The organism is Streptomyces ficellus, from assembly GCF_030406405.1.
Taxonomy (GTDB): domain Bacteria; phylum Actinomycetota; class Actinomycetes; order Streptomycetales; family Streptomycetaceae; genus Streptomyces; species Streptomyces ficellus_B.
Genome location: NZ_JAUEPL010000022.1, coordinates 65,831 through 91,643, shown reverse-complemented (window position 1 = coordinate 91,643; position 25,813 = coordinate 65,831). Strand labels below are relative to the sequence as shown.

At 71.2% G+C, this 25,813-nt stretch carries 23 protein-coding genes; 12 read left to right on the top strand and 11 right to left on the bottom strand.

What is annotated here, in order from left to right; all coding sequences use genetic code 11:
* Positions 1–216: 216 nt before the first annotated feature.
* Positions 217–996, bottom strand: coding sequence for an ECF subfamily RNA polymerase sigma factor, BldN family (locus QWM81_RS16475; RefSeq protein WP_290112754.1), 780 nt, complete (start codon positions 994–996; stop codon positions 217–219).
* Between the two features lie 563 nt (positions 997–1,559).
* On the bottom strand, positions 1,560–2,486 hold the full coding sequence (locus tag QWM81_RS16470) for an HAD family hydrolase (RefSeq protein ID WP_290112753.1): 927 nt from the start codon (positions 2,484–2,486) through the stop codon (positions 1,560–1,562).
* A 105-nt stretch (positions 2,487–2,591) separates the two neighbouring features.
* On the opposite strand from QWM81_RS16470, the gene QWM81_RS16465 reads away from it, so the two are divergent.
* The 6 genes from QWM81_RS16465 to hemB all read left to right on the top strand — a co-directional run bounded on the left by QWM81_RS16465 (position 2,592) and on the right by hemB (position 9,192).
* Positions 2,592–2,858, top strand: coding sequence for a glutaredoxin family protein (locus QWM81_RS16465; protein WP_290112752.1), 267 nt, complete (start codon positions 2,592–2,594; stop codon positions 2,856–2,858).
* 310 nt (positions 2,859–3,168) lie between these two features.
* Positions 3,169–3,942 (top strand): redox-sensing transcriptional repressor Rex, encoded by a 774-nt coding sequence (locus QWM81_RS16460; RefSeq protein ID WP_290112751.1) that lies wholly within the window; start codon positions 3,169–3,171, stop codon positions 3,940–3,942.
* Complete coding sequence (locus QWM81_RS16455) at positions 3,939–5,294, top strand: glutamyl-tRNA reductase (protein WP_290112750.1); 1,356 nt, start codon at positions 3,939–3,941, stop codon at positions 5,292–5,294. Before QWM81_RS16460 ends, QWM81_RS16455 begins: the two co-directional genes overlap by 4 nt.
* Positions 5,295–5,413: 119 nt before the next feature.
* Positions 5,414–6,376, top strand: coding sequence for a hydroxymethylbilane synthase (hemC, locus tag QWM81_RS16450; protein ID WP_290112749.1), 963 nt, complete (start codon positions 5,414–5,416; stop codon positions 6,374–6,376).
* Entirely contained in the window at positions 6,373–8,037 is a 1,665-nt protein-coding gene (locus QWM81_RS16445) for a bifunctional uroporphyrinogen-III C-methyltransferase/uroporphyrinogen-III synthase (RefSeq protein WP_290112748.1), read from the top strand. Before hemC ends, QWM81_RS16445 begins: the two co-directional genes overlap by 4 nt.
* A 162-nt stretch (positions 8,038–8,199) precedes the next feature.
* Positions 8,200–9,192 (top strand): porphobilinogen synthase, encoded by a 993-nt coding sequence (gene hemB, locus QWM81_RS16440; RefSeq protein WP_290112747.1) that lies wholly within the window; start codon positions 8,200–8,202, stop codon positions 9,190–9,192.
* Between the two features lie 48 nt (positions 9,193–9,240).
* On the opposite strand, the gene argS is transcribed toward hemB, so the two are convergent.
* The gene (gene argS / locus QWM81_RS16435) at positions 9,241–11,007 is read right to left on the bottom strand and encodes an arginine--tRNA ligase (protein ID WP_290112745.1); all 1,767 of its coding nucleotides are present in this window, start codon (positions 11,005–11,007) and stop codon (positions 9,241–9,243) included.
* 189 nt (positions 11,008–11,196) lie between these two features.
* Between argS and lysS the strand changes: the two genes are divergently transcribed.
* Complete coding sequence (gene lysS, locus QWM81_RS16430) at positions 11,197–12,945, top strand: lysine--tRNA ligase (protein ID WP_290112744.1); 1,749 nt, start codon at positions 11,197–11,199, stop codon at positions 12,943–12,945.
* A gap of 48 nt (positions 12,946–12,993) precedes the next feature.
* On the opposite strand, the gene QWM81_RS16425 is transcribed toward lysS, so the two are convergent.
* The 3 genes from QWM81_RS16425 to QWM81_RS16415 form a co-directional block, all read right to left on the bottom strand.
* Positions 12,994–14,259: a DUF2637 domain-containing protein gene (locus QWM81_RS16425; protein ID WP_435372379.1), complete on the bottom strand. Its 1,266-nt coding sequence runs from the start codon at positions 14,257–14,259 to the stop codon at positions 12,994–12,996.
* Positions 14,260–14,380: 121 nt separating this feature from the next.
* Positions 14,381–15,106: a DUF3558 domain-containing protein gene (locus QWM81_RS16420; protein WP_290112742.1), complete on the bottom strand. Its 726-nt coding sequence runs from the start codon at positions 15,104–15,106 to the stop codon at positions 14,381–14,383.
* A gap of 110 nt (positions 15,107–15,216) precedes the next feature.
* Positions 15,217–16,050, bottom strand: coding sequence for a DUF3558 domain-containing protein (locus QWM81_RS16415; RefSeq protein ID WP_290112741.1), 834 nt, complete (start codon positions 16,048–16,050; stop codon positions 15,217–15,219).
* Positions 16,051–16,261: 211 nt separating this feature from the next.
* On the opposite strand from QWM81_RS16415, the gene QWM81_RS16410 reads away from it, so the two are divergent.
* A complete protein-coding gene (locus QWM81_RS16410) occupies positions 16,262–17,455 on the top strand; it encodes an RtcB family protein (RefSeq protein ID WP_290112740.1) in 1,194 nt (397 codons plus the stop codon).
* 67 nt (positions 17,456–17,522) lie between these two features.
* On the opposite strand, the gene QWM81_RS16405 is transcribed toward QWM81_RS16410, so the two are convergent.
* Complete coding sequence (locus tag QWM81_RS16405; RefSeq protein WP_290112739.1) at positions 17,523–18,293, bottom strand: SDR family NAD(P)-dependent oxidoreductase; 771 nt, start codon at positions 18,291–18,293, stop codon at positions 17,523–17,525.
* Between the two features lie 154 nt (positions 18,294–18,447).
* On the opposite strand from QWM81_RS16405, the gene QWM81_RS16400 reads away from it, so the two are divergent.
* Positions 18,448–18,918 (top strand): hypothetical protein, encoded by a 471-nt coding sequence (locus QWM81_RS16400; protein WP_290112738.1) that lies wholly within the window; start codon positions 18,448–18,450, stop codon positions 18,916–18,918.
* A gap of 148 nt (positions 18,919–19,066) precedes the next feature.
* On the opposite strand, the gene QWM81_RS16395 is transcribed toward QWM81_RS16400, so the two are convergent.
* On the bottom strand, positions 19,067–20,485 hold the full coding sequence (locus tag QWM81_RS16395) for an FAD-dependent oxidoreductase (protein WP_290112737.1): 1,419 nt from the start codon (positions 20,483–20,485) through the stop codon (positions 19,067–19,069).
* 104 nt (positions 20,486–20,589) lie between these two features.
* Here QWM81_RS16395 and QWM81_RS16390 point away from each other — a divergent pair, with 104 nt between their 5' ends.
* Positions 20,590–21,177 (top strand): TetR/AcrR family transcriptional regulator, encoded by a 588-nt coding sequence (locus tag QWM81_RS16390; RefSeq protein WP_435372378.1) that lies wholly within the window; start codon positions 20,590–20,592, stop codon positions 21,175–21,177.
* A 67-nt stretch (positions 21,178–21,244) separates the two neighbouring features.
* Here QWM81_RS16390 and QWM81_RS16385 read toward each other — a convergent pair whose 3' ends face one another.
* The 3 genes from QWM81_RS16385 to QWM81_RS16375 form a co-directional block, all read right to left on the bottom strand.
* Positions 21,245–21,979: a Mut7-C RNAse domain-containing protein gene (locus tag QWM81_RS16385; protein WP_290112736.1), complete on the bottom strand. Its 735-nt coding sequence runs from the start codon at positions 21,977–21,979 to the stop codon at positions 21,245–21,247.
* Positions 21,980–22,307: 328 nt separating this feature from the next.
* Positions 22,308–22,832, bottom strand: a complete 525-nt coding sequence (locus QWM81_RS16380) for a GNAT family N-acetyltransferase (protein ID WP_290112735.1) — start codon at positions 22,830–22,832, stop codon at positions 22,308–22,310.
* 53 nt (positions 22,833–22,885) lie between these two features.
* A complete protein-coding gene (locus tag QWM81_RS16375; protein ID WP_290112734.1) occupies positions 22,886–23,452 on the bottom strand; it encodes a hypothetical protein in 567 nt (188 codons plus the stop codon).
* A gap of 303 nt (positions 23,453–23,755) precedes the next feature.
* Between QWM81_RS16375 and hemL the strand changes: the two genes are divergently transcribed.
* A complete protein-coding gene (gene hemL, locus QWM81_RS16370; RefSeq protein ID WP_290112733.1) occupies positions 23,756–25,063 on the top strand; it encodes a glutamate-1-semialdehyde 2,1-aminomutase in 1,308 nt (435 codons plus the stop codon).
* Positions 25,060–25,761 carry a histidine phosphatase family protein gene (locus QWM81_RS16365; RefSeq protein ID WP_290112732.1) on the top strand — a complete coding sequence of 234 codons (702 nt, stop codon included), beginning with the start codon at positions 25,060–25,062 and terminating at the stop codon, positions 25,759–25,761. The genes hemL and QWM81_RS16365 overlap by 4 nt, the downstream gene beginning before the upstream one ends.
* Positions 25,762–25,813 lie beyond the last annotated feature (52 nt).

Here is a 25,813-nt window from a genome sequence, read left to right as displayed (position 1 = left end):
GACGGTCGACTCCCCGGGGGGTCCGGAGGTTGCACACCTTGAGCGCATCCACACGAACGAGTGAATGGCTGCGGTCGCGGTGTGACCACAGGGAGCCTGCATCCCGCACAACGAGCGCCGCGGCACTTGGGTTACGCACGAAAGATGATCGGACCAGGGCGTCATGGTGGCGTCACTGTCGGTGAGTTGAGCGTGCGGCGTTGAGGTGTACGGGGGTCAGCGGGCGTCTTCGGGGAGCAGGCGTGCCAGGGTGCGGACCGCCCGGTACTGGAGTGTCTTGATCGCCCCTTCGTTCTTGCCCATCACGCGGGCGGTCTCCGCCACGGACAGGCCCTGCAGGAAGCGCAGGGTCACGCACTCCTGCTGCTGCGGGTTGAGCTTGCGGACCGCCTCCAGGAGCGCGGCGTTGGAGAGGGACTCCAGGACCGAGTCCTCCGGGCTGCGCTCGACCTCGTTGGCGTCGAGCATTTCACCGGTGGTCACTTCCAGCCTGAATCGGCTCGACTTGAAGTGGTCGGCGACCAGATTGCGCGCGATCGTGACCAGCCAGGCACCGAAATCGCGTCCCTGCCAGGTGAAGGTGGAGATACGGCGCAGGGCGCGCAGGAACGTCTCGCTGGTGAGGTCCTCGGCCGTCGCCTTCCCGCCGACGCGGTAGTAGATGTAGCGGTAGACGGTGTCGCTGTACTGGTCGTACAGCCGGCCGAAGGCCTCGGCCTCACCGGCCTGGGCGCGCTCGACCAGCTCCATCATGCGGGCGCTGTCGCTGTCGGCGGTGGGGCGCCGGGCGGTGGTCGAGGTGCCCGAGCCGCCCCGGCCGCCGCGTCTCCCGACGGCGGCACCGCCGTCGGCGAGGGCATAGCAAGGACCGGCGAGTGCCGGTGAGGCGAAGGTCGGGACGGCGTACGCGGTGGGGACGAAACCGCGCAGGTGGTCGATGACCGTTGCGCGGAGCGTAGCCAGGCCCGAGGCGTCAACCCCGACGTGTGGGTACACGGGACTCCCAGAGGCAGAGCTTCCATCACGTGCAGTACGGAACCTTTCACTCGTCGTAGCGACGCGTGGTGGTCTCGTATGCGTCTGAGGAGAATAACGCTTAGTGCAGGGAGCGCTACACCGAGTTGCTTAAATCATCGATTCAGTCGCTTCTGTTGCGTCTACGCGGCTGATCAAGTCCCACTTCGTGACCAGTTATTGATCGGATTACTTCGAGATCTGGTTAGGTGCGGTATGTCTTGTGGCCGAGTGCGGCGGCGGTGACTGGCCGGGGGTCAGCGGGGGTAAGACCCCGGATTGGGCGCGGGCCGGACAGGGGTGCCGGGCATGGGTGCCGGCCGCCCGGCCTGGCCGGACCGGCGGTGAGGGCGGTGAGGGAAGGGGGCGCGGCCCAAGGTCGTGTCCGCGGAGTCCCGTCTGTCTGGCGACGCCCGGCACGCACGCCCCCAGAGCTCCGTCCGGGGGTACGCCCAGCGGCGTTGTCGTCCGCCTTGCGATCGCACGCACCGGACGCCGCCAGGCCCGCCCTGCGGGCGGACGACGCTACTGTGCGGGCACTCCCCCTAGCGGCGGCGGCGGTGGAGGGCGACCGCGGCCGCCGTGCCGCCCGCGAGGGCGCCGACGCCCGCCGCGGCCGGGATGCCGACCTTGGCGGCCTTGCGGCCCGTGCGGTAGTCGCGCAGCCGCCACTCGCGCTCGCGGGCGTACCTGCGCAGCTTGGCGTCCGGGTTGATGGCGTACGGGTGGCCCACCAGGGACAGCATGGGGATGTCGTTGTGGCTGTCGCTGTAGGCCGCGCAGCGCGACAGGTCCAGGCCCTCCGCGGCGGCCAGGGCGCGGACCGCCTCCGCCTTCGCCGGGCCGTGCAGCGGCTCGCCGACCAGCCTGCCGGTGTAGACGCCGTCCACCGACTCGGCGACCGTGCCCAGCGCGCCGGTCAGGCCCAGGCGGCGGGCGATGATCGTCGCCGTTTCGACGGGGGCGGCCGTGACCAGCCAGACCTTCTGGCCCGCGTCCAGGTGGGCCTGGGCGAGCGCGCGCGTGCCGGGCCAGATCCGGTCGGCCATGTACTCGTCGTAGATCTCCTCGCCGATCGTCATCAGCTCGGAGACGCGGTGGCCCTTGACGATGGACAGCGCGCTCTCGCGGGCGTCCTGCATGTGCTCGGGGTCCTCGACGCCGGCCAGCCGGAACCACGCCTGCTGCCAGGCGAACCGGGCCAGCTCCCGGCGCTGGAAGAACTTCCGCTTGTACAGGCCGCGGCCGAAGTGGAAGATCGCGGCGCCCTGCATCACCGTGTTGTCGAGGTCGAAGAAGGCGGCGGCGCGGTCGTCGCCGGGGACGGGGAACTGCGGCTCGGGCGCCGGGGGCGCCGTCTCTTCGAGGAGCTGCGACGTCTTGCGGGCGGCCTCGGCCGACGCTTCGCCTGCCAGCACGCTGCGCGCGGTGGCGGAGCGCCGGTGAGGAGTGAGCCATCCCAGTGCGGCCATGTCGTGAGCATAGCCACTGTGTTCGGTACTTCCCGACTGGTGGGGATGCCATGGTGTGAACTCTGCAGGGCCGGGGCGTGACGCGGGCGGGCGGACAATGGGCTCATGTTCGGACGTACGAAGAAGAAGACCGGTCCTCGGACGGTGACCCTCATCGGCAAGCCCGGGTGCCATCTGTGCGACGACGCGCGTGCGGTGATCCAGCAGGTGTGCGCCGAGACGGGCGCGGTCTGGGAGGAGAAGGACATCCTCCAGGACGAGGAGCTCCACCGGGCGTACTGGGAGCAGATTCCGGTTGTCCTGGTGGACGGCGAGCAGCACACCTTCTGGAAGGTGGACGCCGGGCGGCTGAGGCGGGCGCTGGCGGGCTGACGGCAAGGCCCGAGCGGGAGCGAGCGGAGAGCCTGACCGGGAAAGACGGTTACCATCGTGTGCGATTTGTTGCGCTTCGGGGGCGTGGTCATGAGGAGTGTGTACGGCTTTGCCCCCTTCGGGCCCCCAACGGGGTGAGACGGTTCCGAGTTCCGGGATGGCGCGATCGGTGCGCGTGACCCCGGTCACTTTGCGCGGACAAATCGGACACCATCTTTGTGCACGCGTTCACAAAGACATAGCCTGCTGTCGACGGGGCGGTCCTGGGACATATGGCCGCCTGCAGCCCCGCTCATCCCGCAGGAGCACCGTGGCAACTGGCCGAACACACCGACCGGCGACCCGTAGCCGAGGAATCCCCGAGGCCACCGTCGCCAGGCTTCCGCTGTATCTGCGGGCGCTGACCGCACTGTCGGAGCGCTCCGTACCCACGGTCTCCTCCGAGGAGCTCGCGGCGGCGGCGGGGGTCAACTCCGCGAAGCTGCGCAAGGACTTCTCCTACCTCGGCTCGTACGGGACGCGGGGCGTCGGGTACGACGTCGAGTACCTCGTCTACCAGATCTCACGCGAGCTCGGGCTGACCCAGGACTGGCCGATCGTCATGGTCGGTATCGGTAACCTCGGCGCCGCCCTCGCCAACTACGGCGGCTTCGCCTCCCGTGGCTTCCGCGTCGCCGCGCTGATCGACGCCGATCCCGCCATGGTCGGCAAGCCGGTCGCGGGCATGCCCGTCCAGCACATCGACGACCTTGAGAAGATCATCGACGAGAACGGGGTCTCGATCGGCGTCATCGCCACCCCCGCCGGAGCCGCCCAGCAGGTCTGCGACCGGCTGGTCACGGCCGGGGTGACCTCCATCCTGAACTTCGCGCCGACCGTGCTCTCCGTGCCCGACGGTGTGGACGTGCGCAAGGTCGACCTCTCCATCGAGCTGCAGATCCTCGCCTTCCACGAGCAGCGCAAGGCGGGCGAGGAGGCGGGGGCCGCCGAGGCCGTCGTACCGCCGGTCGTACGCGGCGCCACCGCCCCGGCCGAGGGACGGAAGGGACCTGACGGGGACATGCCCGCCGTGATGCCGGCATGAGCCTCCTCGTCGTCGGCCTCAGCCACCGCAGCGCCCCCGTCAGCGTGCTGGAGCGGGCCTCGCTCGACACCGACACGCAGACCAAGCTGCTCCAGGACACCCTCGCCGCCGAACCGGCCGTCGAGGCCGCGGTCCTCGCCACCTGCAACCGCATCGAGCTGTACGCCGACGTGGACAAGTTCCACGCGGGCGTCGCCGAGCTGTCCACGCTGCTCGCCCAGCACAGCGGCGTCGGGCTGGAGGAGCTCACCCCGTATCTGTACGTGCACTACGAGGACCGGGCCGTCCACCACCTGTTCTCGGTGGCGTGCGGGCTCGACTCGATGGTCGTGGGCGAGGGGCAGATCCTCGGCCAGATCAAGGACGCCCTCGCGCGTGGCCAGGAGCTGCACACCGCGGGGCGGCTGCTGAACGACCTGTTCCAGCAGGCGCTGCGGGTCGGCAAGCGGGCGCACAGCGAGACCGGCATCGACCGGGCCGGTCAGTCGCTCGTCACCTTCGGGCTGGAGCAGCTCGCGCTCGGTACGGACGTCGACACCTGGGCCGAGGGCAAGCGCGCGCTGGTCATCGGCGCAGGTTCGATGTCCTCGCTCGCCGCCGCCACGCTCGCCCGTGCCGGTGTCGCCGAGGTCGTCATCGCCAACCGGACGATGGAGCGCGCCGAGCGGCTCGTGCGGATCCTCACCGAGCCCGGGGGCACGGGCGTGGCCGCGCGTGCGGTCGCCATGGGCCGCGTGGGCGACGAACTGACCCGTGCCGATGTGGTCGTCTCCTGCACCGGGGCCACCGGGCTGGTGCTGACGGGCGCCGCCGTGGAGGCCGCGACCGCGGTCCGTACCGCGCCGCTCGCGCTGCTCGACCTCGCCATGCCCCGCGACATCGACGCCGCGGCGCACCGGCTGGCGGGCGTCAGGCTCGTGGACATCGAGTCGCTCGCCGAGGCCTCCGCCGACGCCCCCATGGCCGCCGACGTGGACCAGGTGCGCGGCATAGTCGCCGCGGAGGTCGCCGCCTTCGGCGCCGCCCAGCGCGCCGCGCACATCACCCCCACCGTCGTCGCGCTGCGCACCATGGCGGCCGACGTGGTGGACGTCGAGATGGCGCGGCTGGAGGGGCGGCTTCCCGGTCTCGACGACAAACAGCGCGCCGAGATCACGCAGGCCGTGCGCCGCGTGGTCGACAAGCTGCTCCACGCGCCGACCGTACGGGTCAAGCAGCTGGCCAGCGAGCCCGGCGGCGCCGGGTACGCGGACGCGCTGCGCACACTCTTCGACCTCGACCCGGAGACGGTCGCCTCCGTCAGCCGGGCCGACGTGAACGACGCCGATCTCAAGAACCGAGGGCGAGTATGACCGAGAGGGCCCAGAGGGCATCGAGCCAGGGGGCTCCGCGTGCCGGTGCTCCGAGTGCTTCGAGCCCGGGCGCGCCGGGACAGGGCACGCCGGGAGGACAGGGCGCGCCGGGACAGGGCGTGCCGGAGCAGGGGGCGCTGCGGCTGGGGACCAGGCGCAGCAAGCTCGCCATGGCCCAGTCCGGGCATGTCGCGGACGCCGTCCGGCAGCTGACCGGGCGCCCCGTGGAGCTCGTGGAGATCACCACGTACGGGGACACCTCCCGCGAGCACCTCGCGCAGATCGGCGGCACGGGCGTCTTCGTCACCGCCCTGCGCGACGCGCTGGTGGCGGGCGAGGTCGACTTCGCCGTGCACTCGCTGAAGGACCTGCCCACCGCGCAGCCCGAGGAGCTGGTGCTCGCCGCGATCCCGCGCCGCGAGGACCCGCGCGACGTGCTGGTCGCCCGGGACGGGCTGCGGTTCGAACAGCTTCCGGCCGGGGCCCGCGTGGGCACCGGTTCGCCGCGGCGCATGGCGCAGCTCAACGCGTACGCGCGTGCCCACGGCATGGAGATCGAGTGCGTCGCCATTCGGGGGAATGTCGACACGCGCATCGGCTACGTACGGAACGGGGAGCTGGACGCGGTGGTACTCGCCGCGGCCGGGCTCAACCGGATCGGGCGTAGTGCGGAGGTCACCGACTTCCTGTCGGTCGACACCGTTCTGCCCGCCCCCGGCCAGGGGGCCCTGGCGATCGAGTGCACGGCGGCCAACGCCGGCCTCGCCGCCGCGCTCGCCGAGCTCGACGACCCGTACACCCGGGCCGCCGTGACCGCCGAGCGATCCCTGCTCGCCGCCCTGGAGGCCGGCTGCTCCGCACCCGTGGGTGCGTTGGCCGACCTGCTGGCCGATGGGCAGGCTGTTCATGAGATGCGCCTGCGGGGTGTGGTCGGCACGGCCGACGGCTCCACGCTGGTGCAGTTGTCCACCACCGGTCCCGTACCCACGTCGCACGGCGACGCCGTCGCGCTCGGTCGCGAACTCGCGTCCGAGATGCTCGCCAAGGGTGCGGCCGGTCTTATGGGGGAGCGAGCACTTTGAGCCCCACCACTGCATCCAAGGCTTCCTCGGCGTTCTCCGCGTGCGGGCACGTCACCTTCCTGGGCGCCGGACCCGGTGATCCGGGGCTGCTGACTCTGCGCGCCGTCGAGGCGCTGGCAGGCGCTGACGTACTGATCGCCGAGCCGGATGTGCTCGCTGTCGTACGCGGCCATGCGCGGGCGGGCGTGAGCACGCCTGAGCTGACGGTTGTTGACGATGCGTCAATGCCCGCCGGGGTCCCCGTGTTGAGGGATGCGACCAATCTTGTCATGGAGGCCGCACGGGGCGGCAAGCGGGTCGTCCGTGCGGTCAGCGGCGACCCGGGACTCGACGGCAACGCGGGCGCCGAGATGCTCGCCTGCGCCGCCGAGGGCATCCCCTTCGAGGTCGTGCCCGGCGTCGCCGCGGCCGTGGGCGTGCCCGCGTACGCCGGTGTGCCGCTGCGGGACGCGCAGGGCGCGGACGTGCGGTTCGTCGACGCCCGTACGGCGAGCGAGCGGTGCTGGACGGAGGTGGGGGCCTCGGACGGGACGGTTGTCGTGTCGACGTCCCTCGACTCCGTGGCCGCCGCTGCCGGTGAGCTGGTGTCGGCCGGCCGTAAGCCAGACACCCCGCTGACCGTCACCGTGGCCGGGACGACCACCCGGCAGCGGACGTGGACCGCGACGCTCGGCACCATCGCGCAGGTGCTCAAGCAGGCGAAGGTGCTGCCGTCGCCGGAGGGCCACCAGCCCGTCATAGCCGTGGTCGGCGAACGCAGCGCGGCCGCTCAGCGCGACCAGCTCGCGTGGTTCGAGTCGAAGCCGCTGTTCGGCTGGAAGGTCCTCGTACCGCGGACGAAGGAGCAGGCGGCGTCGCTCTCCGACCAGCTCCGGTCCTACGGCGCCGTGCCGAGCGAGGTCCCGACCATCGCCGTCGAGCCGCCGCGTACGCCGCAGCAGATGGAGCGCGCGGTGAAGGGGCTGGTGACCGGGCGGTACGAGTGGATCGCCTTCACGTCCGTCAACGCGGTGAAGGCGGTGCGGGAGAAGTTCGAGGAGTACGGGCTCGACGCGCGCGCCTTCGCCGGGATCAAGGTCGCGGCGGTGGGCGAGCAGACTGCCGCTTCGTTGGTCGAGTTCGGTGTGAAGCCGGACCTCGTGCCGAGCGGGGAGCAGTCGGCGGCGGGGCTGCTGGAGGACTGGCCGCCGTACGACCCGGTCTTCGACCCGATCGACCGGGTGTTCCTGCCGCGCGCCGACATCGCGACGGAAACGCTGGTGGCCGGTCTCATCGAGCTCGGGTGGGAGGTCGACGACGTCACCGCCTACCGGACCGTGCGCGCGTCGCCGCCGCCTGCCGAGACGCGCGAGGCGATCAAGGGCGGCGGGTTCGACGCTGTTCTGTTCACGTCGTCGAGCACGGTGCGGAACCTGGTCGGTATCGCCGGGAAGCCGCACAACGTGACGGTCATCGCCTGTATCGGGCCGGCCACCGCGAAGACCGCGGAGGAGCACGGGCTGCGGGTGGACGTCCTGTCGCCCGAGCCGTCCGTGCACAAGCTGGCCGAGGCGCTGGCCGAGTTCGGGCTCCGGCGCCGGGCGGCCGCGCTGGAGGCGGGTGACCCGGTCACCCGGCCGAGCGAGCGGCGCCCGGGCGCGAGACGCCGGCGGACCACCTGACGGTTGGATAGGCGGGGTCGGCGGGGCGCCCGAGCGGTCCGGTGGGCGCGCTCGCCGCCGATCCCCTGCGGGGACGACCCTGCACGGCCCCTCCGCGCCGTTCGTCCCGCGCCGACGCGGTGTCGGCATTCGCGGTCCCGGAGGCGGCGTAGCGTGGCTGGCATGACTGTGTACGGATCCTTCCCCGGTACGCGGCCGCGGCGGCTGCGTACGACTCCCGCGATGCGGCGGATGGTCGCGGAGACGCGGCTGAACCCGGCCGACCTGATCCTGCCCGCGTTCGTACGGGAGGGCGTCAGCGAGCCCGTTCCGATCTCGGCCATGCCCGGCGTGGTGCAGCACACGCGTGACACGCTGCGGAAGGCCGCCGTGGAGGCGGTCGCGGCCGGTGTCTCCGGGATCATGCTCTTCGGCGTGCCGGAGGAGTCGAAGAAGGACGCCCTGGGTACGGCGGGGACCGACCCGGATGGGATCTTGCAGGTCGCCATTCGGGACGTGCGCGCCGAGGTCGGGGACGACTTGGTGGTGATGTCCGATCTGTGTCTGGACGAGTACACCGATCATGGGCACTGCGGTGTGCTGGACCAGGAAGGGCGGGTCGACAACGACGCCACCCTGGAGCGGTACGCCGAGATGGCGCAGGTCCAGGCCGACGCGGGCGCCCATGTGCTGGGGCCCAGCGGGATGATGGACGGGCAGGTCGGGGTGGTCCGGGACGCGCTGGACACCATCGGCAAGGAGGACGTGGCGGTGCTCGCCTACACGGCGAAGTACGCCTCGGCGTTCTACGGGCCGTTCCGCGAGGCCGTCGGGTCGTCTCTGACGGGTGACCGCAAGACGTATCAGCAGGACTCCGCCAACGTCCGGGAGTCGATGCGGGAGTTGGCGCTGGACCTGGAGGAGGGCGCCGACATGGTGATGGTCAAGCCCGCCGGGCCCTACCTGGATGTGCTGGCGCGCGTTGCGGACGCGGTGGACGTGCCCGTGGCCGCGTACCAGATCAGTGGTGAGTACGCGATGGTCGAAGCCGCGGCGGAGAAGGGCTGGATCGACCGGGACACGGCGATCCTGGAGACGCTGACGGGCATCAGGCGGGCGGGCGCGCAGATGATCCTCACCTACTGGGCGACCGAGGCCGCCCAGCGGCTGCGCTAGCGTGCGTGCTCGTGAGCAGGCGGGTCTCCCCGCCTGCTCACGGTCCAGTCAGAGGCGCTCGGGCGTACGGATGCCGAGCAGTGCCATGCCCTGGTGGAGGGTGCGGGCGGTTAGGTCGACGAGGAACAGGCGGTTCTCGACCACCTCCGGCGCGTTCTGGTCGCTGATCACCTGGCACTGGTCGTAGAACGTCGTCAGGTGCGACGCCAACTGGTACAGGTACGCGGCCAGCTTGTGCGGCTCGTACGACGCGGCCACGTCGGTCAGGACCTCGCCGAACTGGTCCAGGTGCAGGCCCAGCGCGCGCTCGGCCGGGGCCAGGGACAACTCCGGGTGGGCGGCGGGCTGCGTGTCACCGGCCTTGCGGATGATCGACTTGATACGGGCGTACGCGTACTGAAGGTAGACGGACGTGTCGCCGTTCAGCGACACCATCTGGTCCAGGTCGAACTTGTAGTCTCGCGACGCCGAGGTAGAGAGGTCGGCGTACTTCACGGCGCCGATACCGACGTACCGGCCGTTCTCGACGATCTCCTGCTCGGTCAGGCCCACCTTCTCGGCCTTGTCGCGGACAACCGCGGTCGCCCGGTCGATCGCCTCGTCCAGGAGGTCGACCAGCCGGACCGTCTCGCCCTCGCGGGTCTTGAACGGCTTGCCGTCCTTGCCCAGGACCGTGCCGAAGGCGAGCTGGACGGCGTGGACGCGGTCGTTCAGCCAGCCCGCGCGGCGGGCGGTCTCGAAGACCATCTTGAAGTGCAGCGACTGGCGGGCGTCCACCACGTACACCAGGGTGTCGGCGCCCAGGTTCTGGACGCGGTCGCGGATCGCGGACAGGTCGGTGGCCGCGTAGCCGTAGCCGCCGTTGGACTTCTTGACGATCAGGGGGACCGGGTTGCCGTCCGGGCCCTTCACGTCGTCGAAGAACACGCACAGGGCGCCCTCGGAGCGGACCGCGACGCCCGACTCCTCCAGGATCCGGCACGTCTCGTCGAGCATGTCGTTGTAGCCGGACTCGCCGACCACGTCCGGGTCGTCGATCTCCATGTCCAACTTGTTGAAGACCGAGTAGAAGTAGATCTTCGACTCGTCGACGAATCGCTGCCACAGGGCGAGCGTCTCCTCGTCACCGGACTGGAGGGCCACCACACGGTCGCGGGAGCGCGCCTTGAACTCCTCGTCGGAGTCGAACAGGGCGCGGGCCGCCTTGTAGAGGCGGTTGAGGTTGGACATCGCCTCCTCGCCGGAGACGTCCGCGTCCTTGTGGTCCAGCTCGTGCGGGTGCTCGATCAGGTACTGGATGAGCATGCCGAACTGGGTGCCCCAGTCGCCGATGTGGTGGCGGCGGATCACCTTCTCGCCCGCGAACTCAAGGATCTTGACCATGGCGTCACCGATGACGGCGGAGCGGAGGTGCCCGACGTGCATCTCCTTCGCCACGTTCGGCTGGGCGTAGTCGATGACCGTCGTGCCGGGCTGGTCCTTGTACGGAACGCCGAGGCGCTCGTCGGCGGCGCGGGCGGCGAGGGTCTCGGTGATCGCCTTGTCGGTGATCGTGATGTTGAGAAACCCGGGGCCGGAGACCTCGATGGCCTTCAGTACGTCATTGGCCGGGATCGCGCCGACGACCTTGGTCGCCAGCTCACGCGGGTTTCCCTTGAGCTTCTTGGCCAAGGCCAGGATGCCGTTGGCCTGGAAGTCGGCCCGGTCGCTTCGTCGCAGCAGCGGATCGGCGGAGCCGGCCTCCGGCAGGGCTGCCGTCAGGGCGTCCGCGAGGCGCTGCTGCACGGTCGAAGCGAGAGAAGGGACCGAGGCCATGAGCTTCCGTTCCTGTCGAGGTGGTGAAGGGTTATTCCGGTTGTCAAGTGTCCCACGGGCACGCAAGCTCTTTGTCGCGGACCGCGTGGGCTGTGGACAACCGGGCGGTTGTGGACAACCTCGGGGGGCGCCGTTTCGTCTGGGAGAATGGCTTACGCCAACCTTCGAGAATCCCAAGGAACCAAGGACGTGCCGATCGTGGCTCAGAGCAGCACCGAGACCGACTGGGTCTCCCGTTTCGCGGACGAGGTCATCGCCGAGTCGGAGCGACGTGCGCCTGGGAAACCGGTCGTGGTCGCCTCCGGCCTCTCGCCGTCCGGCCCCATCCACCTGGGCAACCTCCGTGAGGTCATGACTCCGCACCTGGTCGCCGACGAGATCCGGCGGCGGGGGTACGAGGTACGCCACCTGATCTCCTGGGACGACTACGACCGGTACCGCAAGGTGCCGGTGGGCATCCCGGGCGTGGACGGCTCCTGGGAGGAGCACATCGGCAAGCCGCTGACCTCGGTTCCGGCCCCGGCCGGCTCGGCGTACCCGAACTGGGCGGAGCACTTCAAGGCCGCGATGGTCGAGTCGCTGGCCGAGCTGGGCGTCGAGTTCGACGGCATCAGCCAGACCGAGCAGTACACCTCCGGTGTCTACCGCGAGCAGATCCTGCACGCGATGCGGCACCGGGGGACGATCGACGCGATCCTCGACCGGTACCGGACGAAGGACAAGGCGACCGGTCAGCCGAAGAAGCAGCAGAAGCAGCAGAAGCCGGTGGACGAGGCCGAGCTGGAGGCCGCTGAGGGCTCCGGCGCGGCCAGCGAGGACGACGGCTCCGGCGGCGCCGGCGGCTACTTCCCGTACAAGCCGTACTGCGCTCAGTGCGGCAAGGACCTGACCACCGTCACCGCGTACGACGACGAGTCGACGGAGCTGAGCTACGGCTGTGCGTGTGGCTTCGCGGAGACGGTGAAGCTGAGCGAGTTCAACCGCGGCAAGCTGGTCTGGAAGGTCGACTGGCCGATGCGCTGGGCGTACGAGGGGGTCATCTTCGAGCCCAGCGGTGTCGACCACTCGTCGCCCGGTTCGTCGTTCGTGGTGGGCGGGCAGATCGTGCGTGAGGTGTTCGACGGCGTCCAGCCGATCGGACCGATGTACGCGTTCGTGGGCATCAGCGGAATGGCCAAGATGTCGTCGTCGCGCGGTGGCGTGCCGACCCCGGCCGACGCGCTGAAGATCATGGAAGCGCCGCTGCTGCGCTGGCTGTACGCGCGCCGCAAGCCCAACCAGGCCTTCAAGATCGCCTTCGACCAGGAGATCCAGCGGCTGTACGACGAGTGGGACAAGCTGGAGGCGAAGGTCGCGGACGGCACCGCGCTGCCCGCCGACGCCGCCGCCCACTCGCGCGCGGTGCGCACGGCGGCCGGTGAGCTGCCGCGTACGCCTCGGCCGCTGCCGTACCGCACGCTCGCCTCGGTCGTCGACATCACCGCCGGGCACGACGAGCAGACACTGCGCATCCTGAGCGAGCTCGACCCGGCGCGGCCGCTGACGTCGCTGGACGAGGTGCGGCCACGGCTGGACCGCGCCGAGAACTGGATCTCCACCCAGGTCCCGGCCGAGCAGCGCACCATCGTCCGCTCCCAGCCCGACACCGAGCTGCTCGGCTCGCTGGACGAGGAGGGGCGCGAGTCGCTGCGGCTGCTGCTGGAGGGACTGGACAGCCACTGGTCGCTGGACGGGCTCACCACGCTGGTCTACGGCGTGCCGAAGGTGATGGCGGGGCTCGATCCCGAGGCCAAGCCGACGCCGGAGCTGAAGGTGGCCCAGCGGAACTTCTTCGCGCTGCTGTACCGGCTGCTGGTCAGCCGGGACACCGGGCCACGGCTGCCCACGCTGCTGCTGGCGGTGGGCGCGGACCGGGTGCGCAAGCTGCTGGGCGCGTAGATCGTTCGGAGGGCTCTCTGCTGAGGGCCCTCCGGCCGTTCGACGTCCTTACGCGATGTGCTCGGCCGCCAGCTGTGCCTGGTAGGTCTCCTTGAACGTGGTGTGCAGGCGGCGCAGCAGGACGGCGCTGAGCGGGTGGCGGATGCCGTGGGCGTCGGCGAGGTGTATGTCGAGGACCTCCACGCTCGGCCAGTCGTTGTGCTCGTCGACGTACTGCTTGAACACCGGATACGCGAGGCGGCTGAACTCCTCGGCGTCCGGGTCGGCGAGCTCGGCCGGCAGTTCAGCCGGCAGTTCAGCCGGCAGTTCAGCCGGCAGTTCGGCCGGCAGGGGCTCGTCCTGGTCGGCTTCCGGGCCCTCGACGTAGGTGGGGGCGTAAGCGCGCTCGTAGGTGTCCTGCGGGAGCTGGGGCGCGGCGAACCACGGGCTGTGGTGGTTGCCGGGGAGCTGCGGCTGCGGCTGAGGCTGTTCCTGCGGCTGTTTTTCGGGCTCAGGTTGGGGCTGGGGGTGGTTCTGGGCCTGGGGCGGTTCCCCGGACCAGTCGTCGGGGGTCTGCTGGTGCTGCGGCTGGGGCAGTTCGGGCGTCGCCTTCTGGAGCTGCACCGGGTTGGGCGGCAGCAGTACGGGGTCGATGCCCGCCGCCGCCAGGCCCGCCGGTGCCGTCTCGGCGAGCGGCACGCCGTATTTCGCCAGCCTCAGCGGCATCAGCGACTCGACCGGTGCCTTGCGGCGCCAGGCCCGGCCGAAGCGGGCCTGAAGGCGTGCCTGGTAGATCAGCCGGTCCTGTTCGAGCTTGATCACCTGCTCGTACGAGCGCAGCTCCCACAGCTTCATCCGGCGCCAGAGCAGGAAGGTGGGGACGGGCGAGAGCAGCCAGCGGGTGAGGCGTACTCCCTCCATGTGCCTGTCGGCCGTGATGTCGGCGATCCGGCCGACCGCGTGCCGCGCGGCCTCCACCGCGACGACGAAGAGGACCGGGATCACGGCGTGCATGCCGACGCCGAGCGGGTCCGGCCAGGCGGCCGCGCCGTTGAAGGCGATCGTGGCGGCGGTCAGCAGCCATGCCGTCTGGCGCAGCAGCGGGAAGGGGATGCGGATCCAGGTCAGCAGCAGGTCGAGGGCGAGCAGGACACAGATGCCCGCGTCGATGCCGATGGGGAAGACGGCCGAGAAGTCGCCGAAGCCCTTCTGCTCGGCGAGCTCGCGCACCGCCGTGTACGAGCCCGCGAAACCGATCGCGGCGATGACCACCGCGCCGGCGATGACGACGCCGATGAGTATGCGGTGCGTGCGTGTCAGCTGCATCGCGGCCACCCGCGATCCCCTCCCGTTGTCCGTCCTCTGGCGGGCACAGCCTGGCACACGCGTACGGAGCCCGGACCTCGGGGGAGGTCCGGGCTCCGCACGCATGTGCCGGGCGGGTGCCGCCCGTTGGCTACTTGTTGGCCGCCGCGACCGCGGCGACCGCCTCCTTGGAGGCCTTCACCGCGTCCTCCATCAGGTCCGACGGAGTCGGCGTCTTGGCGCCCGCGTACCCGGCGCCGTTGTAGGAGACCGTGATGAGCACGTTCTCCGTACGGGTCACGATGGCCGCGTACTTGAAGTCCGCGCCGGTCTTCTTCAGGCCGTAGCTGATGGCCGTGGCCTCGTTGCCGACGCCCGCGGCGCCCGAGGTCTTGACGGCGGTGGCGCCCTGGGTGGCCTTCACCTTGCCGACTTCCTTGGTGTAGTTCTCCTGGGCGCGCTGCTCGCCGCTGCCGAGCGACGGGTCGGATTCGTAGCGCAGGAGGGCAATGTCGAGCCAGCGGTACTGCGAGCCCTTGACGCCCTTGTCATCCAGGCCGTTCCAGGAGCAGCTGCCACGGCTGGCGGTGTCGCTGGACTTGCCGGGCGTGCCGGACTTGGTCTTCACCTCCGGCACCAGGTCCTCGATCGTCTTCCCGGTGATCGCCTTGCACGCGTCGGGCAGCTTGGTGTACTTCGCGGGCGCGACGCTCGGCGTGACCTCCTGGGCGGCGTTCGGCGAGGCGGCGGCGGAGGGCGCCTGCGTGGTCGCGTCGCCCTTGCTGTCGGCGTCCGACGAGCAGCCGGCGACGACGAGCATCACCGGTACGGCTGCGCAGGCGAGTATGCGGGTGAGTCGCGGGGCTGATCGGTGCATGGTTCCTTCAGTCGCTTGTCGTACGTTCGGCCACGGGTCCGGCCACGGTAGCCCGAGTCGCTACGTCACCGGGGGCCCCGGTGGCGGTGGACCGCGAGCACCGCGGGCCGCTACTCCTCGAACCTCTCGGCGAGGTAGCGGGCCAGTCCCTGGGCCTTTTCCTGCAGTTCCTTGCTGTCGGGCACGTCGGTGATACGGGCGGGCTGCTCGCCGTACCGGATGGTGACGATCACGTTCGATGTGCGGAACACCACGCTGACGATGCGGCGCTGGGCGGTCGAACCGGCGCGGGTGAGGACGTCGTCGAGGAACGCCGCGTCGGCGAGGCCGGACAGGACGCGCGGTTGCAGGCCCTCGGGGGCGGCGATGGTGCCGGTGGCGTTCGGGGTGGGGGTGGCTGTGGCTGTGGGGGTGGGCGTGACGGTGGTGGCGTTGCCGGCCGGGGATTGCGGGGTCTGGGCGCCGCCGGCAGCGGCGGGCGGGCCGGCGGGGAGGCCGGCGGCGGCTTCCTTGCCCGCGTAGACCTGCTGGGCGCGGTCGTCGTCACTGACGGCGGGGTCGTAGGAGACGACGCGCTCGAAGTCGAGGGTCAGCTGGTGGGAGGCGTCCGGGCCATCGGTCTTCCAGCTGCAGCCGGCGCGGCGGTCGGTGTCGTAGGTGACGGCGGCCGTGCCGCGGTAGGCGCGCTCACGCTGGTCCTCGGGGAGCAGGGCGACGCCGGGCAGGAGGTCCTTGAGCGTGGCGCGCTGGATGGAGCCGCAGGGCTCCAGGAGCGTGCGGTACTTGCCGGGCTGGGCGTCGGCGTTGGCGGCGTCGCCGGCCTTGGAGTCGGTGGCGGAGCCGTCGGGGCCGGAGCCGGCGCTGCAGCCGGTGAGGCCGGTGACGCCGACGGTGAGCGCCGCGAGGAGTGCGGCCACACCGGGTACGTACGCCCTTCGTTGCACGGTGCCGGGCTCCTTTCGCTGTGCTGCCGGTCCGTACCGGCATCCCGTATCGGCATTGCGTATCGGCAAGGAAAACAGGTTGCCGCTCCGCGCCGGACGATGGACACAATGTGTATCGCACGCACTGCCGTCGATGCCGGTCCGTTGTCGCCTTCGCGGACCTTGCTGGAGGTTTTTGCGTTATCAGGCTTATCGGGGGAATTGAGGAACTATGTCGTACGTAGAGGTGCCCGGGGCGAACGTCCCGATCCGGATGTGGGCCGACCCTTCGACGGTGGAGGGCGGGGCGATGCAGCAGCTGCGCAACGTCACCACGCTGCCGTGGATCAAGGGGCTCGCCGTGATGCCGGACGTGCACTACGGCAAGGGGGCGACGGTCGGTTCGGTGATCGCGATGCGCGGGGCCGTCTGCCCGGCGGCGGTCGGGGTGGACATCGGCTGCGGTATGTCGGCGGTCAAGACGTCGCTGACGGCGAACGACCTGCCCGGTGATCTGTCGCGGCTGCGCACCAGGATCGAGCAGGCCATTCCGGTGGGGCGCGGCATGCATGACGAGGTGGTCGCCCCCGACCGGCTGCACGGCTTCCCGACGGCGGGCTGGGACGACTTCTGGGCGCGGTTCGACGGAGTGGCGGAAGCGGTCAAGTTCCGCCAGGAACGGGCCGTGAAGCAGATGGGAACGCTGGGAAGCGGCAACCACTTCATCGAGTTCTGCCTCGATGAGTCGGGATCGGTCTGGCTGATGCTGCACTCCGGGTCCCGGAACATCGGCAAGGAACTCGCCGAGCACCACATCGAAGAGGCCCGGAAGCTGCCGCACAACCAGGGCCTGATCGACCGCGACCTCGCCGTGTTCATCGCGGACACGCCGCAGATGGCGGCCTACCGTCACGATCTGTTCTGGGCGCAGGAGTACGCGAAGTACAACCGCGCGATCATGATGGCGATCTTCAAGGACGTGGTCCGCAAGGAGTTCAAGCGGGCCCGGGTGACCTTCGAGCCGGTCATCTCCTGCCACCACAACTATGTGGCGGAGGAGCGGTACGAGGGGATGGACCTGCTGGTCACGCGGAAGGGCGCGATCCGGGCCGGCTCCGGGGACTACGGGATCATCCCGGGCTCAATGGGCACCGGCTCGTACATCGTGCGGGGTCTGGGCAACGAGGCGTCGTTCAACTCGGCCTCGCACGGCGCGGGCCGGAAGATGAGCCGTAACGCGGCGAAGCGGCGGTTCACGGCGCGGGACCTGGAGGAGCAGACGCGGGGCGTGGAGTGCCGCAAGGACTCCGGCGTCGTGGACGAGATCCCGGGCGCGTACAAGCCGATCGAGCAGGTCATCGACCAGCAGCGCGATCTGGTGGAGGTCGTGGCGAAGTTGAAGCAGGTGGTCTGCGCCAAGGGCTGACGCGGAACGTGAGGGGCCCCGGCGGGTTGGCGCCGGGGCCCCTCGCCGTTGTCCGTCGCTCGTCTGCTCACAGCTCGCGGTGGACCTTGGTGTTGGAGGCCTGGGCGCGGGGGCGGACGACCAGGAGGTCGATGTTGACGTGGGCGGGGCGGGTGACCGCCCAGGTGATGGTGTCGGCGACGTCGGCCGCGGAGAGGGGATCGGGGACCCCCGCGTAGACCTTGGCCGCCTTTTCGGTGTCCCCGCGGAAGCGGGTCGTCGCGAACTCATCGGTCTTCACCAGACCCGGGGCGATCTCGATCACGCGGACCGGGGTGCCGACGATCTCCAGGCGGAGCGTCTCGGCGAGGACCCGGGCGCCGTTCTTGGCCGCGACGTATCCCGCGCCGCCCTCGTAGGTGGCGTGGCCGGCGGTGGAGGTGACGACGACCACCGTGCCGGCGCCGCTCGCGGTGAGGGCGGGGAGCAGGGCCTGCGTCATATTGAGGGTGCCGATCACGTTGACCTCGTACATCCGGCGCCAGTCGTCCGGGTCGCCGGTGGCGACGGGGTCCGCGCCGAGTGCGCCGCCCGCGTTGTTGACCAGGACGTCGACGGACGGCAAGCCGCCGAGGAAGGCCGCGAAGGCGTCGACGGCCGGGCGGTCGGTGACGTCCAGCGCGTACGCCGTGGCCTGGTGGCCGGCGGCGGTGAGCTCGGCGGCGAGGGTCTCGACGCGATCCTTGCGGCGGGCGGTGAGCACCACATGGTGGCCGGCCGCGGCGAGCTGCCGTGCCGTGGCGGCGCCGATACCGCTGCTCGCTCCGGTGACGACGGCGACGGGGGTGGCGGCGGTCATGGGGTACTCCTCGCGCGTGTGATCGAACGGCGGATACGCGGCCAGGATAGGCGGCCGCTATGGGACGGCCGGTGTAGGCGGGGTTTCCCGCTCAGCTCGGGGACGGGCGGCGGGGGAGGCGCGGAGTGGCGGGCCATATCGGTACCTTCTGGGCATGTTTGCGATGCGCGGGGCTCTTCCGGCGGTGTCCGTCGCCGTGGCGACGGTGATGGGCGCGAGTGGTGGTGCCGGGGCGGTGGGTCCCGAGGCCGACGTCTCGCACCATGGCCGTTTCTTCTACGGGGACGGTCAGCTGGATGTCGTGCTGCTGAGCGAGAACCACGGGCCGTCGCCGCTGGAGGACGCGACCGTACGGCTGGCGTTCTCGTCGCCCCTGGCCGCTGTCCATGATCTGTCGGCCGGCTGTGTGTGGGGCGGCGACCGGGAGGTGCTGTGCTCCACGGGGCCGCTGGGCGTGGACGGTGCGCGCCGCGAGACGATCCTCGCCCTGCGGACGGCGGGCGCGCCGCAGGAGGTGACGGTGCGGGTGACCACCGCGTGGAACGGTGGCGCGACCGACCGGAACCCCGCCAACAACGACCACCGGGTGCTGGTGCTCGCGACGGGTGACCCGTACGTCTTCTGAGCTGACGGCTCTGGTGGTTGAGGCTGCGGTGCACTGCGCCCGGTTGGCACCGGATTCGGTCAGTCATGGCGAGGGCTTTTGGCGGCGTTGCGGCGGAAGTCCCAGGGAGCGTCGCCCCGGTGGCCGGCCCCGGGCCCGGGCCGTGCGGTCAGCGCCTGGCCCAGGCGATGTAGCCGTCGGGGCGGACCAGGACCGTGGCGCGGCGGGCGCCGTTCGCCCAGCTCGCCCGTATGACGCTGCCCGGCACGGGAACGCCCGGCGTCTGGGGCGCGGCGCCCCGGGGGCCGATCAGTACGAACCCGCCCCTGCGGAGCAGTTCGTAGAGCCGCCCCTCGGTGAGTGCCAGGTCGGGGGCGCGCTTGCCCGTCAGGGGGTGGGCGCCGCGCCCGGCGTCGTACGCGATCCCGATGCCGCTGATCATGCCCATTGCCTTGGTGGCCGCGGGGCTGACCGTGTTCAGGAAGCCGGCGGCGGCGGCGCGGACCGCCCGCTGGACAGGGGTGTGGGCCATGGCGAGGCGGACCAGGATGCCGCTGCTGCGCAGGACCATCCTGCCCACGGGGTGCCGCTCGCGGTGGTAGCTGTCGAGCAGGGCCTGTGGGTCGGGGGCCTGGCCGTGCAGGACGGCGGCGAGCTTCCAGGAAAGGTTCGCGGCGTCCTGAAGACCGGTGTTCATCCCCTGGCCGCCGGCCGGGGAGTGGACGTGCGCGGCGTCCCCGGCGAGGAAGACGCGCCCGGTCCGGTAGGCGGGCACCTGGCGCTCGTCGCTGTGGAAGCGGGAGAGCCAGCGGGCGTCGTGCATCCCGAAGTCGGAGCCGAGGGCGAGACGGGCGGTCCCGCGGAGCTCGTCGAGGTGGACCGGCTCGCTGTCGGGGACCTGACGGTGACGGTTCCAGCCCCCTACCCGGTACCACCCGTCGCCGAACGGTACGACGAAGGCGAAGGCGTCGCCGGTGCCGTCGGCCGCGAGGACGGCTTCGGGTTCCCCGGTGAGCCGGACGTCGGCGAGGACCATCGAGCGGATGACGGAGGCGCCCGGGAACGGCAGTCCGAGGCTCTCGCGCACGGTGCTGCGGTGGCCGTCGGCGCCCACGAGGTAGCGGGCGCGCAGCGTGGCCCGCGCGCCGTCGAGGCCGGAGACCTCGGCGGCCACCGTGTCGGCGTCCTGGTGCAGGGCGCGCAGCTCCGTGCCGTACCGGAAGTCCGCGCCCGCGGACACGGCGCGGCGCTCCAGCAGGTGCTCCACCTCGTACTGCGGTGTGACGAGCAGGAAGGGGAAGCGGGAGCGCAGCCGTGACAGATCGAGCGAGAGCCGGCCGAACAGCCGCAGCCGGTCGATGGGCGTGCCCTGCTTCACCAGTTCGTCCGCGAGGCCGCGGGCGTCGAGGAGTTCCAGTGTGCGGGCGTGCACGCCGAAGGCGCGGGTCAGATTGCTGACCTCGTGCGGTCGGCGCTCGACGACCGTGACCTTCAGGCCCGCGGCGGCGAGGTCGCCGGCGAGCAGCAGTCCCGTGGGCCCCGCCCCCACGACGATGACGTCGATCTCCGTGCCGGCTGTGCCCTTCATGGCTGCCTCCTCGATGCCAACGCTTGTTGGTCAACGCTTGTTGGCAACAACGGTAGAGCCGCCTCGGCTGGAGTGTCAACAGTTGTTGGCCTACAGTTGTTGGCATGATGATGGAAGCCGCTCCGGACACACCCGCCACCCCGCGACGCTCGGACGCGACCCGCGCCGCGATCCTGGAGGCCGCCCGGGAGCGGTTCGCCGCCGACGGCTACGAGCGGGCCACCATCCGCGCCATCGCCCGCGACGCCGGTATCGACCCGTCGATGGTGATGCGCTACTACGGCAACAAGGAGGGGCTCTTCGCCGCCGCCTCGGAGTTCGATCTGCGGATCCCGAAGGTGGGCGCGCTGCCCGCCAAGCACATAGGCGCCGTCCTCGTCGCCCACTTCCTCGACCGGTGGGAGGCGGACGAGGTGCTCACCGCGCTGCTGCGGGTCGGTGTCACCAACGCCGCCGGCGCCGAGCGCATGCGTGCCGTCTTCACCGCGCAGATCGGCCCGATCGCGGCCGGTGTGTGCCCCGACCCCGCCGACGCCCCGCGCCGCGCCGCCCTCGCCGCCTCGCAGATCCTGGGCATGGCGCTGGCCCGGTACGTACTGCGCCTGCCGCCCGCCGCCGAGATGCCGCGCGAGGACGTCATCGCCTGGCTCGCGCCCACCGTCCAGCGGTATCTGACGGCGGAGCATCCGTAGGACCGGGGGGCTCTCTCCGTACACGACGGACTCCGTACACGACAGACCCTGAGCACCGGCCCGGCCGCTAAGCCGCCGCGCCGCCGAAGTCGCGCAGGGCGTCCTGGACGATGGCCTCCAGGCGGGCGTGGTGCGCGCCGCGCCAGTACACCCGGCCGCACGCCGTGCACCGTGCGAAGACGTCGTACGTACGCCGCGTGCCCTGTTCCAGCTCCCCGCGCACCGACTCCTTGTCCGCGTCGGCCAGCTCACCGTTGCAGGCCGTGCACCGCGTCCACGGGGCGAGCGGTGGCGCGAACCGCTCCAGGACGTCACGCAGCTGCTCGCCCGGCCGGTCGCTGTAGACGTACGCCCCCGCCCACAGCTCCCGCCGCCGCAGCAGTCCCCGGTCGCGGGAGAGCATCACGCGCCGCTCCGCCGCCGACCGCGCGGCCAGCGCCGCGTCGCCGATGTCCTCGCTCTCGTACGCCGCGTCGACGCCGAGGAGCCGCAAACGGCGCGCCAGCGTGCCGAGATGGACGTCCAGGAGGAACCGCAGCGGTGCGCCCGGAACCGGCTGCGGGCGCTCCACACCCAGGACCTGGACGTGCTCACCCGCCGCCGGGATGTGCGAGGCCGCGACCGGGTGCCCGTTCACCAGCAGCCGGCCCGCCTCGGTGAGCGGCACCCCGAGCGACTCGACGACATGGCCGAGCGTCGACGCCCCGTCGGTCACCACGACGGTACGGCCGGCGCGGCGCGGGGCGGCGACGAAGAGGCCCAGGTCGGGCGAGAAGCTGACGTGGATCTCGGGACCGTTCACGTCGCCAGGATGCCACCGGGCGCGCCTGACCAGCCAGATCATTTCGCCGGAGCGCCACCGAACGCGTCCGCGTGCTCGGCCGCCCCAGCTCGGCGAACGCTCGCGGGGCCGGGTGCCCGGTCAGCTCTTCGGCCGCCCGCGCGGCGCACCGCCCGCGCGGCGAACCGCCCGGTGATCGACCGTCCGCGCGGCGCACCGCCCGCCTGATCGACCCTCCGCGCGGCGCACCCTCCGCGCGACGCACCGTCCGCGCGGCGAACCGCCCGCCTGATCGACCGTCGCGCGATGAACCGTGACCGTCCGCGCCACGGGCCGGAGCGAGCCGCCGTTACGCCGCCTTCAGGTCCAGGCGCCAGTCATTGCTCCGCAGCGGGTGCCCCGGCGGGTACTCCAGGACCCGCTCGCCCAGCAGCTCGAACCCCGCCTTCCGGCACACGGCGTTCGACGCGCCGTTGGCCACGGACGGGAACGCGTGCAGGTACCGGTGCTTGCCCATCGCCCGCGCCCGCTCCACGACCGCCCTCGTCGCCGCCGTCGCGATGCCGCGCCGCTGGAAGCCAGCGAGCACGGTCCAGCCCGTCTCGTACACCCGCATCCCTTCCCAGGTCTGCTCCCAGAAGCCGATCACCCCCACCGGCACCTCCTGCGGCAGTAGCACGATCCGGAACATCCGCCCCGCCCCGGTCCGGTCGACGCTCAGGTCCACATACCGCTGGTGCCGCTTGACCAGCTGCTCCTCCGACTCGGGCCCGCCCAGGTGGTCCATCAACTCCGGCGCGTTGACCGCCCGCAGCAGGTCGAAGTCCTCATCCGACCACGCTTCGATCCGTACCGGCGATGCATCGGTGTCCATACGCAGCACTGTAGGCGGCGGGTCTGACAACGACGTGGGGCATGTGCCAGGGCTCAGGGCCACACCAGGCAGTACGGCTGGTGCCCCGCCTCATGGAGCCGTACCGAGAAGTCCTGCCACTCGTGCAGCAGCTGGTAGACGTTGAACGCGTCGCGCGGGCCGCCGCGGTCCGGGACCGTCGACCATATGAAGGCCGCCGCGCCCACCGATTCCTCGCCGACGCCGCGCAGCGGGTCGACCACCGTCATCGGGAGTTTCACCACCGCGTAGTCGGGGTGGAGTACCACCAGCTCCAGCGGGGGCACCTTGTGCAGCGGCATGCCCTGGATACCGGTCAGCACCATGGCGGCTATGGTCTCCGGTTTGATCTTGGTGAACATGCCGCCCATGCCGAGTTCGTCGCCGCCCAATTCCTCCGGCCGCATCGAGATCGGTACGCGGGCGGCGGTCGCGCCATTGGGAGCGCCGAAGTACTTGTAGGTCACCCCCATGCCCCGGCCACCCCCACTCCCCAGGGAACTTCCCAGCGACTTGTCCTGCTCACGCCGGTGCTTCCCCCGCCGGGCAGGCTCAGGGCCCAGGTCGTCGGTCCCCTCGCCCAGTCCGCCACCGCGATGCATATCTCCACCCGACTGCTTTTTAGGTAACACAGCCCCCGCCGCGCAACCCGATCATCGTGACAGTGACCTCCCCCGCGAACGTGCGGTGAAACACCTGTCCGCAAGAACGTCGGGGCCTCTGACACCATGGATTCCGTGAGCATTCCCAATGTCGCCCCAGTTTCGCAGACGCGGAGGTCCGGCGCCTCGTCGTAAACAACGTCGTGGGCGGGCGGACCGTTCAGGGAAGGCCCCCTCGCCGCCCTCCGGCCACCATGCCCCACCATTGCTCCCGCCAACTCGTACTCGCAGGTCAGGACCAACGTGCCGTATTCATACGAAGCCCCAGTCTCACAGACGCTTTTCGACCGCGCGTCCCTTGTGACGCCCGGCGGCGTGAACTCTCCCGTACGGGCCTTCCGGGCCGTGGGCGGTACGCCCCGGTTCATGGTGTCCGGTACGGGTCCGTACCTCAACGACGCGGACGGGCGTGAGTACGTCGACCTCGTCTGCTCGTGGGGGCCGATGATCCTCGGCCACGCGCACCCCGAGGTGATCGCCGCCGTGCAGGACGCGGTCTCCCGTGGCACCTCCTTCGGTACGCCCGGTGAGGGCGAGGTCGCGCTCGCCGAGGAGATCGTCGCCCGCGTCGCGCCCGTCGAGCAGGTACGGCTGGTGTCGTCCGGCACCGAGGCGACGATGTCCGCGATCCGCCTCGCCCGGGGCTTCACCGGCCGCGCCAAGGTGGTCAAGTTCGCCGGCTGCTACCACGGCCACGTGGACGCGCTGCTGGCCGCCGCCGGTTCCGGCGTCGCCACCTTCGGGCTCCCCGACACGCCCGGCGTCACGGGCGCCCAGGCGGGCGACACGATCGTCCTGCCGTACAACGACCTCGGTGCCGTACGCCAGGCCTTCGCCGCCCACCCCGGCGAGATCGCCTGTGTGATCACCGAGGCGTCGCCCGGCAACATGGGCGTGGTCCCGCCGCGCGACGGGTTCAACCAGGGGCTGAAGGACCTGTGCGCCCAGAACGGGGCGCTGTACATCTCCGACGAGGTGATGACCGGTTTCCGTACGTCCAGGGCCGGCTGGTACGGCGTCGACGGCGTCGTCCCGGATCTGATGACCTTCGGCAAGGTCATGGGCGGTGGCTTCCCGGCCGCCGCGTTCGGTGGCCGCGCCGACGTCATGGCGCACCTCGCCCCGGCCGGCCCCGTCTACCAGGCGGGCACCCTCTCCGGTAACCCGGTCGCCACCGCCGCCGGTCTCGCCCAGCTGCGGCTGCTCGACGACGCGGCGTACGAGAAGGTCGACGCCGTCTCGCGCGAGATCCAGGCCCTGGTGACCGACGCCCTGAGCAAGGAGGGCGTGGCGCACCGGCTCCAGACGGCGAGCAACATGTTCTCCGTCTTCTTCACCGACGCCGAGGTCGTGAACTACGACGACGCGAAGAAGCAGGAGGCGTTCCGCTTCACCGCCTTCTTCCACTCGATGCTGGCGCAGGGCGTCTACCTGCCGCCGTCCGCGTTCGAGTCCTGGTTCGTGTCCACGGCCCACGACGAGCGGGCGGTCGAGCGGATCGCCGCGGGGCTGCCCGCCGCCGCCCGTGCCGCCGCGGAGGCCACGGCATGACCGAGGCGAGCGAGGCGACCGGGGTGAGCGAGGTCACCGTCGTCCACCTGATGCGGCACGGCGAGGTGCACAACCCGGACGGGATCCTCTACGGGCGCCGGGCCGGCTACCACCTGTCCGAGCTCGGTCGGCGGATGGCGGACCGGGTCGCCGAGCACCTGGCCGGCCGGGACATCACCTATGTGGTCGCGTCGCCCCTGGAGCGCGCCCAGGAGACGGCCCAGCCGATCGCCAAGTCGCACGGTCTCGACCTGGCCACCGACGAGCGGCTGATCGAGGCGGGCAACGTCTTCGAGGGCAAGACGTTCGGCGTGGGCGACGGCGCGCTGCGCCGGCCGGCCAACTGGCGCCACCTGACCAACCCGTTCCGGCCGTCCTGGGGCGAGCCGTACATCGACCAGGTCGTACGGATGATGGGCGCGCTGAACGCGGCGCGTGACGCGGCGCGCGGCCACGAGGCGGTCTGCGTCAGCCACCAGCTGCCGATCTGGATCGTGCGGAGCTTCGTCGAGCGGCGCAGGCTGTGGCACGACCCGCGCCGCCGGCAGTGCACGCTGGCCTCGCTGACCACGTTCACCTACCAGGGCGACAAGATCGTCTCGGTCGGATACAGCGAGCCGGCCCGTGACCTCGTGCCGCCGCACCTGCTGTCCGGTGCCAAGCCCGCGAAGGGCCAGTCCAAGGCCTTCGGCGCGTAAGCCGGCAGCGCGCGTCAGGACTCAGGACGCGACAGGACACACCCCGCGCCGC

Excerpts from the sequence above, each read along its gene's own strand:
- QWM81_RS16470 (WP_290112753.1), bottom strand. The coding sequence starts at position 2,486 with ATGGCCGCACTGGGATGGCTCACTCCTCACCGGCGCTCCGCCACCGCG.
- QWM81_RS16465 (WP_290112752.1), top strand. The coding sequence starts at position 2,592 with ATGTTCGGACGTACGAAGAAGAAGACCGGTCCTCGGACGGTGACCCTC.
- QWM81_RS16455 (WP_290112750.1), top strand. The coding sequence starts at position 3,939 with ATGAGCCTCCTCGTCGTCGGCCTCAGCCACCGCAGCGCCCCCGTCAGC.
- hemB (WP_290112747.1), top strand. The coding sequence starts at position 8,200 with ATGACTGTGTACGGATCCTTCCCCGGTACGCGGCCGCGGCGGCTGCGT.
- argS (WP_290112745.1), bottom strand. The coding sequence starts at position 11,007 with ATGGCCTCGGTCCCTTCTCTCGCTTCGACCGTGCAGCAGCGCCTCGCG.
- QWM81_RS16420 (WP_290112742.1), bottom strand. The coding sequence starts at position 15,106 with ATGCACCGATCAGCCCCGCGACTCACCCGCATACTCGCCTGCGCAGCC.
- QWM81_RS16410 (WP_290112740.1), top strand. The coding sequence starts at position 16,262 with ATGTCGTACGTAGAGGTGCCCGGGGCGAACGTCCCGATCCGGATGTGG.
- QWM81_RS16405 (WP_290112739.1), bottom strand. The coding sequence starts at position 18,293 with ATGACCGCCGCCACCCCCGTCGCCGTCGTCACCGGAGCGAGCAGCGGT.
- QWM81_RS16400 (WP_290112738.1), top strand. The coding sequence starts at position 18,448 with ATGTTTGCGATGCGCGGGGCTCTTCCGGCGGTGTCCGTCGCCGTGGCG.
- QWM81_RS16395 (WP_290112737.1), bottom strand. The coding sequence starts at position 20,485 with ATGAAGGGCACAGCCGGCACGGAGATCGACGTCATCGTCGTGGGGGCG.
- QWM81_RS16390 (WP_435372378.1), top strand. The coding sequence starts at position 20,590 with ATGATGATGGAAGCCGCTCCGGACACACCCGCCACCCCGCGACGCTCG.
- QWM81_RS16380 (WP_290112735.1), bottom strand. The coding sequence starts at position 22,832 with ATGGACACCGATGCATCGCCGGTACGGATCGAAGCGTGGTCGGATGAG.
- QWM81_RS16375 (WP_290112734.1), bottom strand. The coding sequence starts at position 23,452 with ATGCATCGCGGTGGCGGACTGGGCGAGGGGACCGACGACCTGGGCCCT.
- QWM81_RS16365 (WP_290112732.1), top strand. The coding sequence starts at position 25,060 with ATGACCGAGGCGAGCGAGGCGACCGGGGTGAGCGAGGTCACCGTCGTC.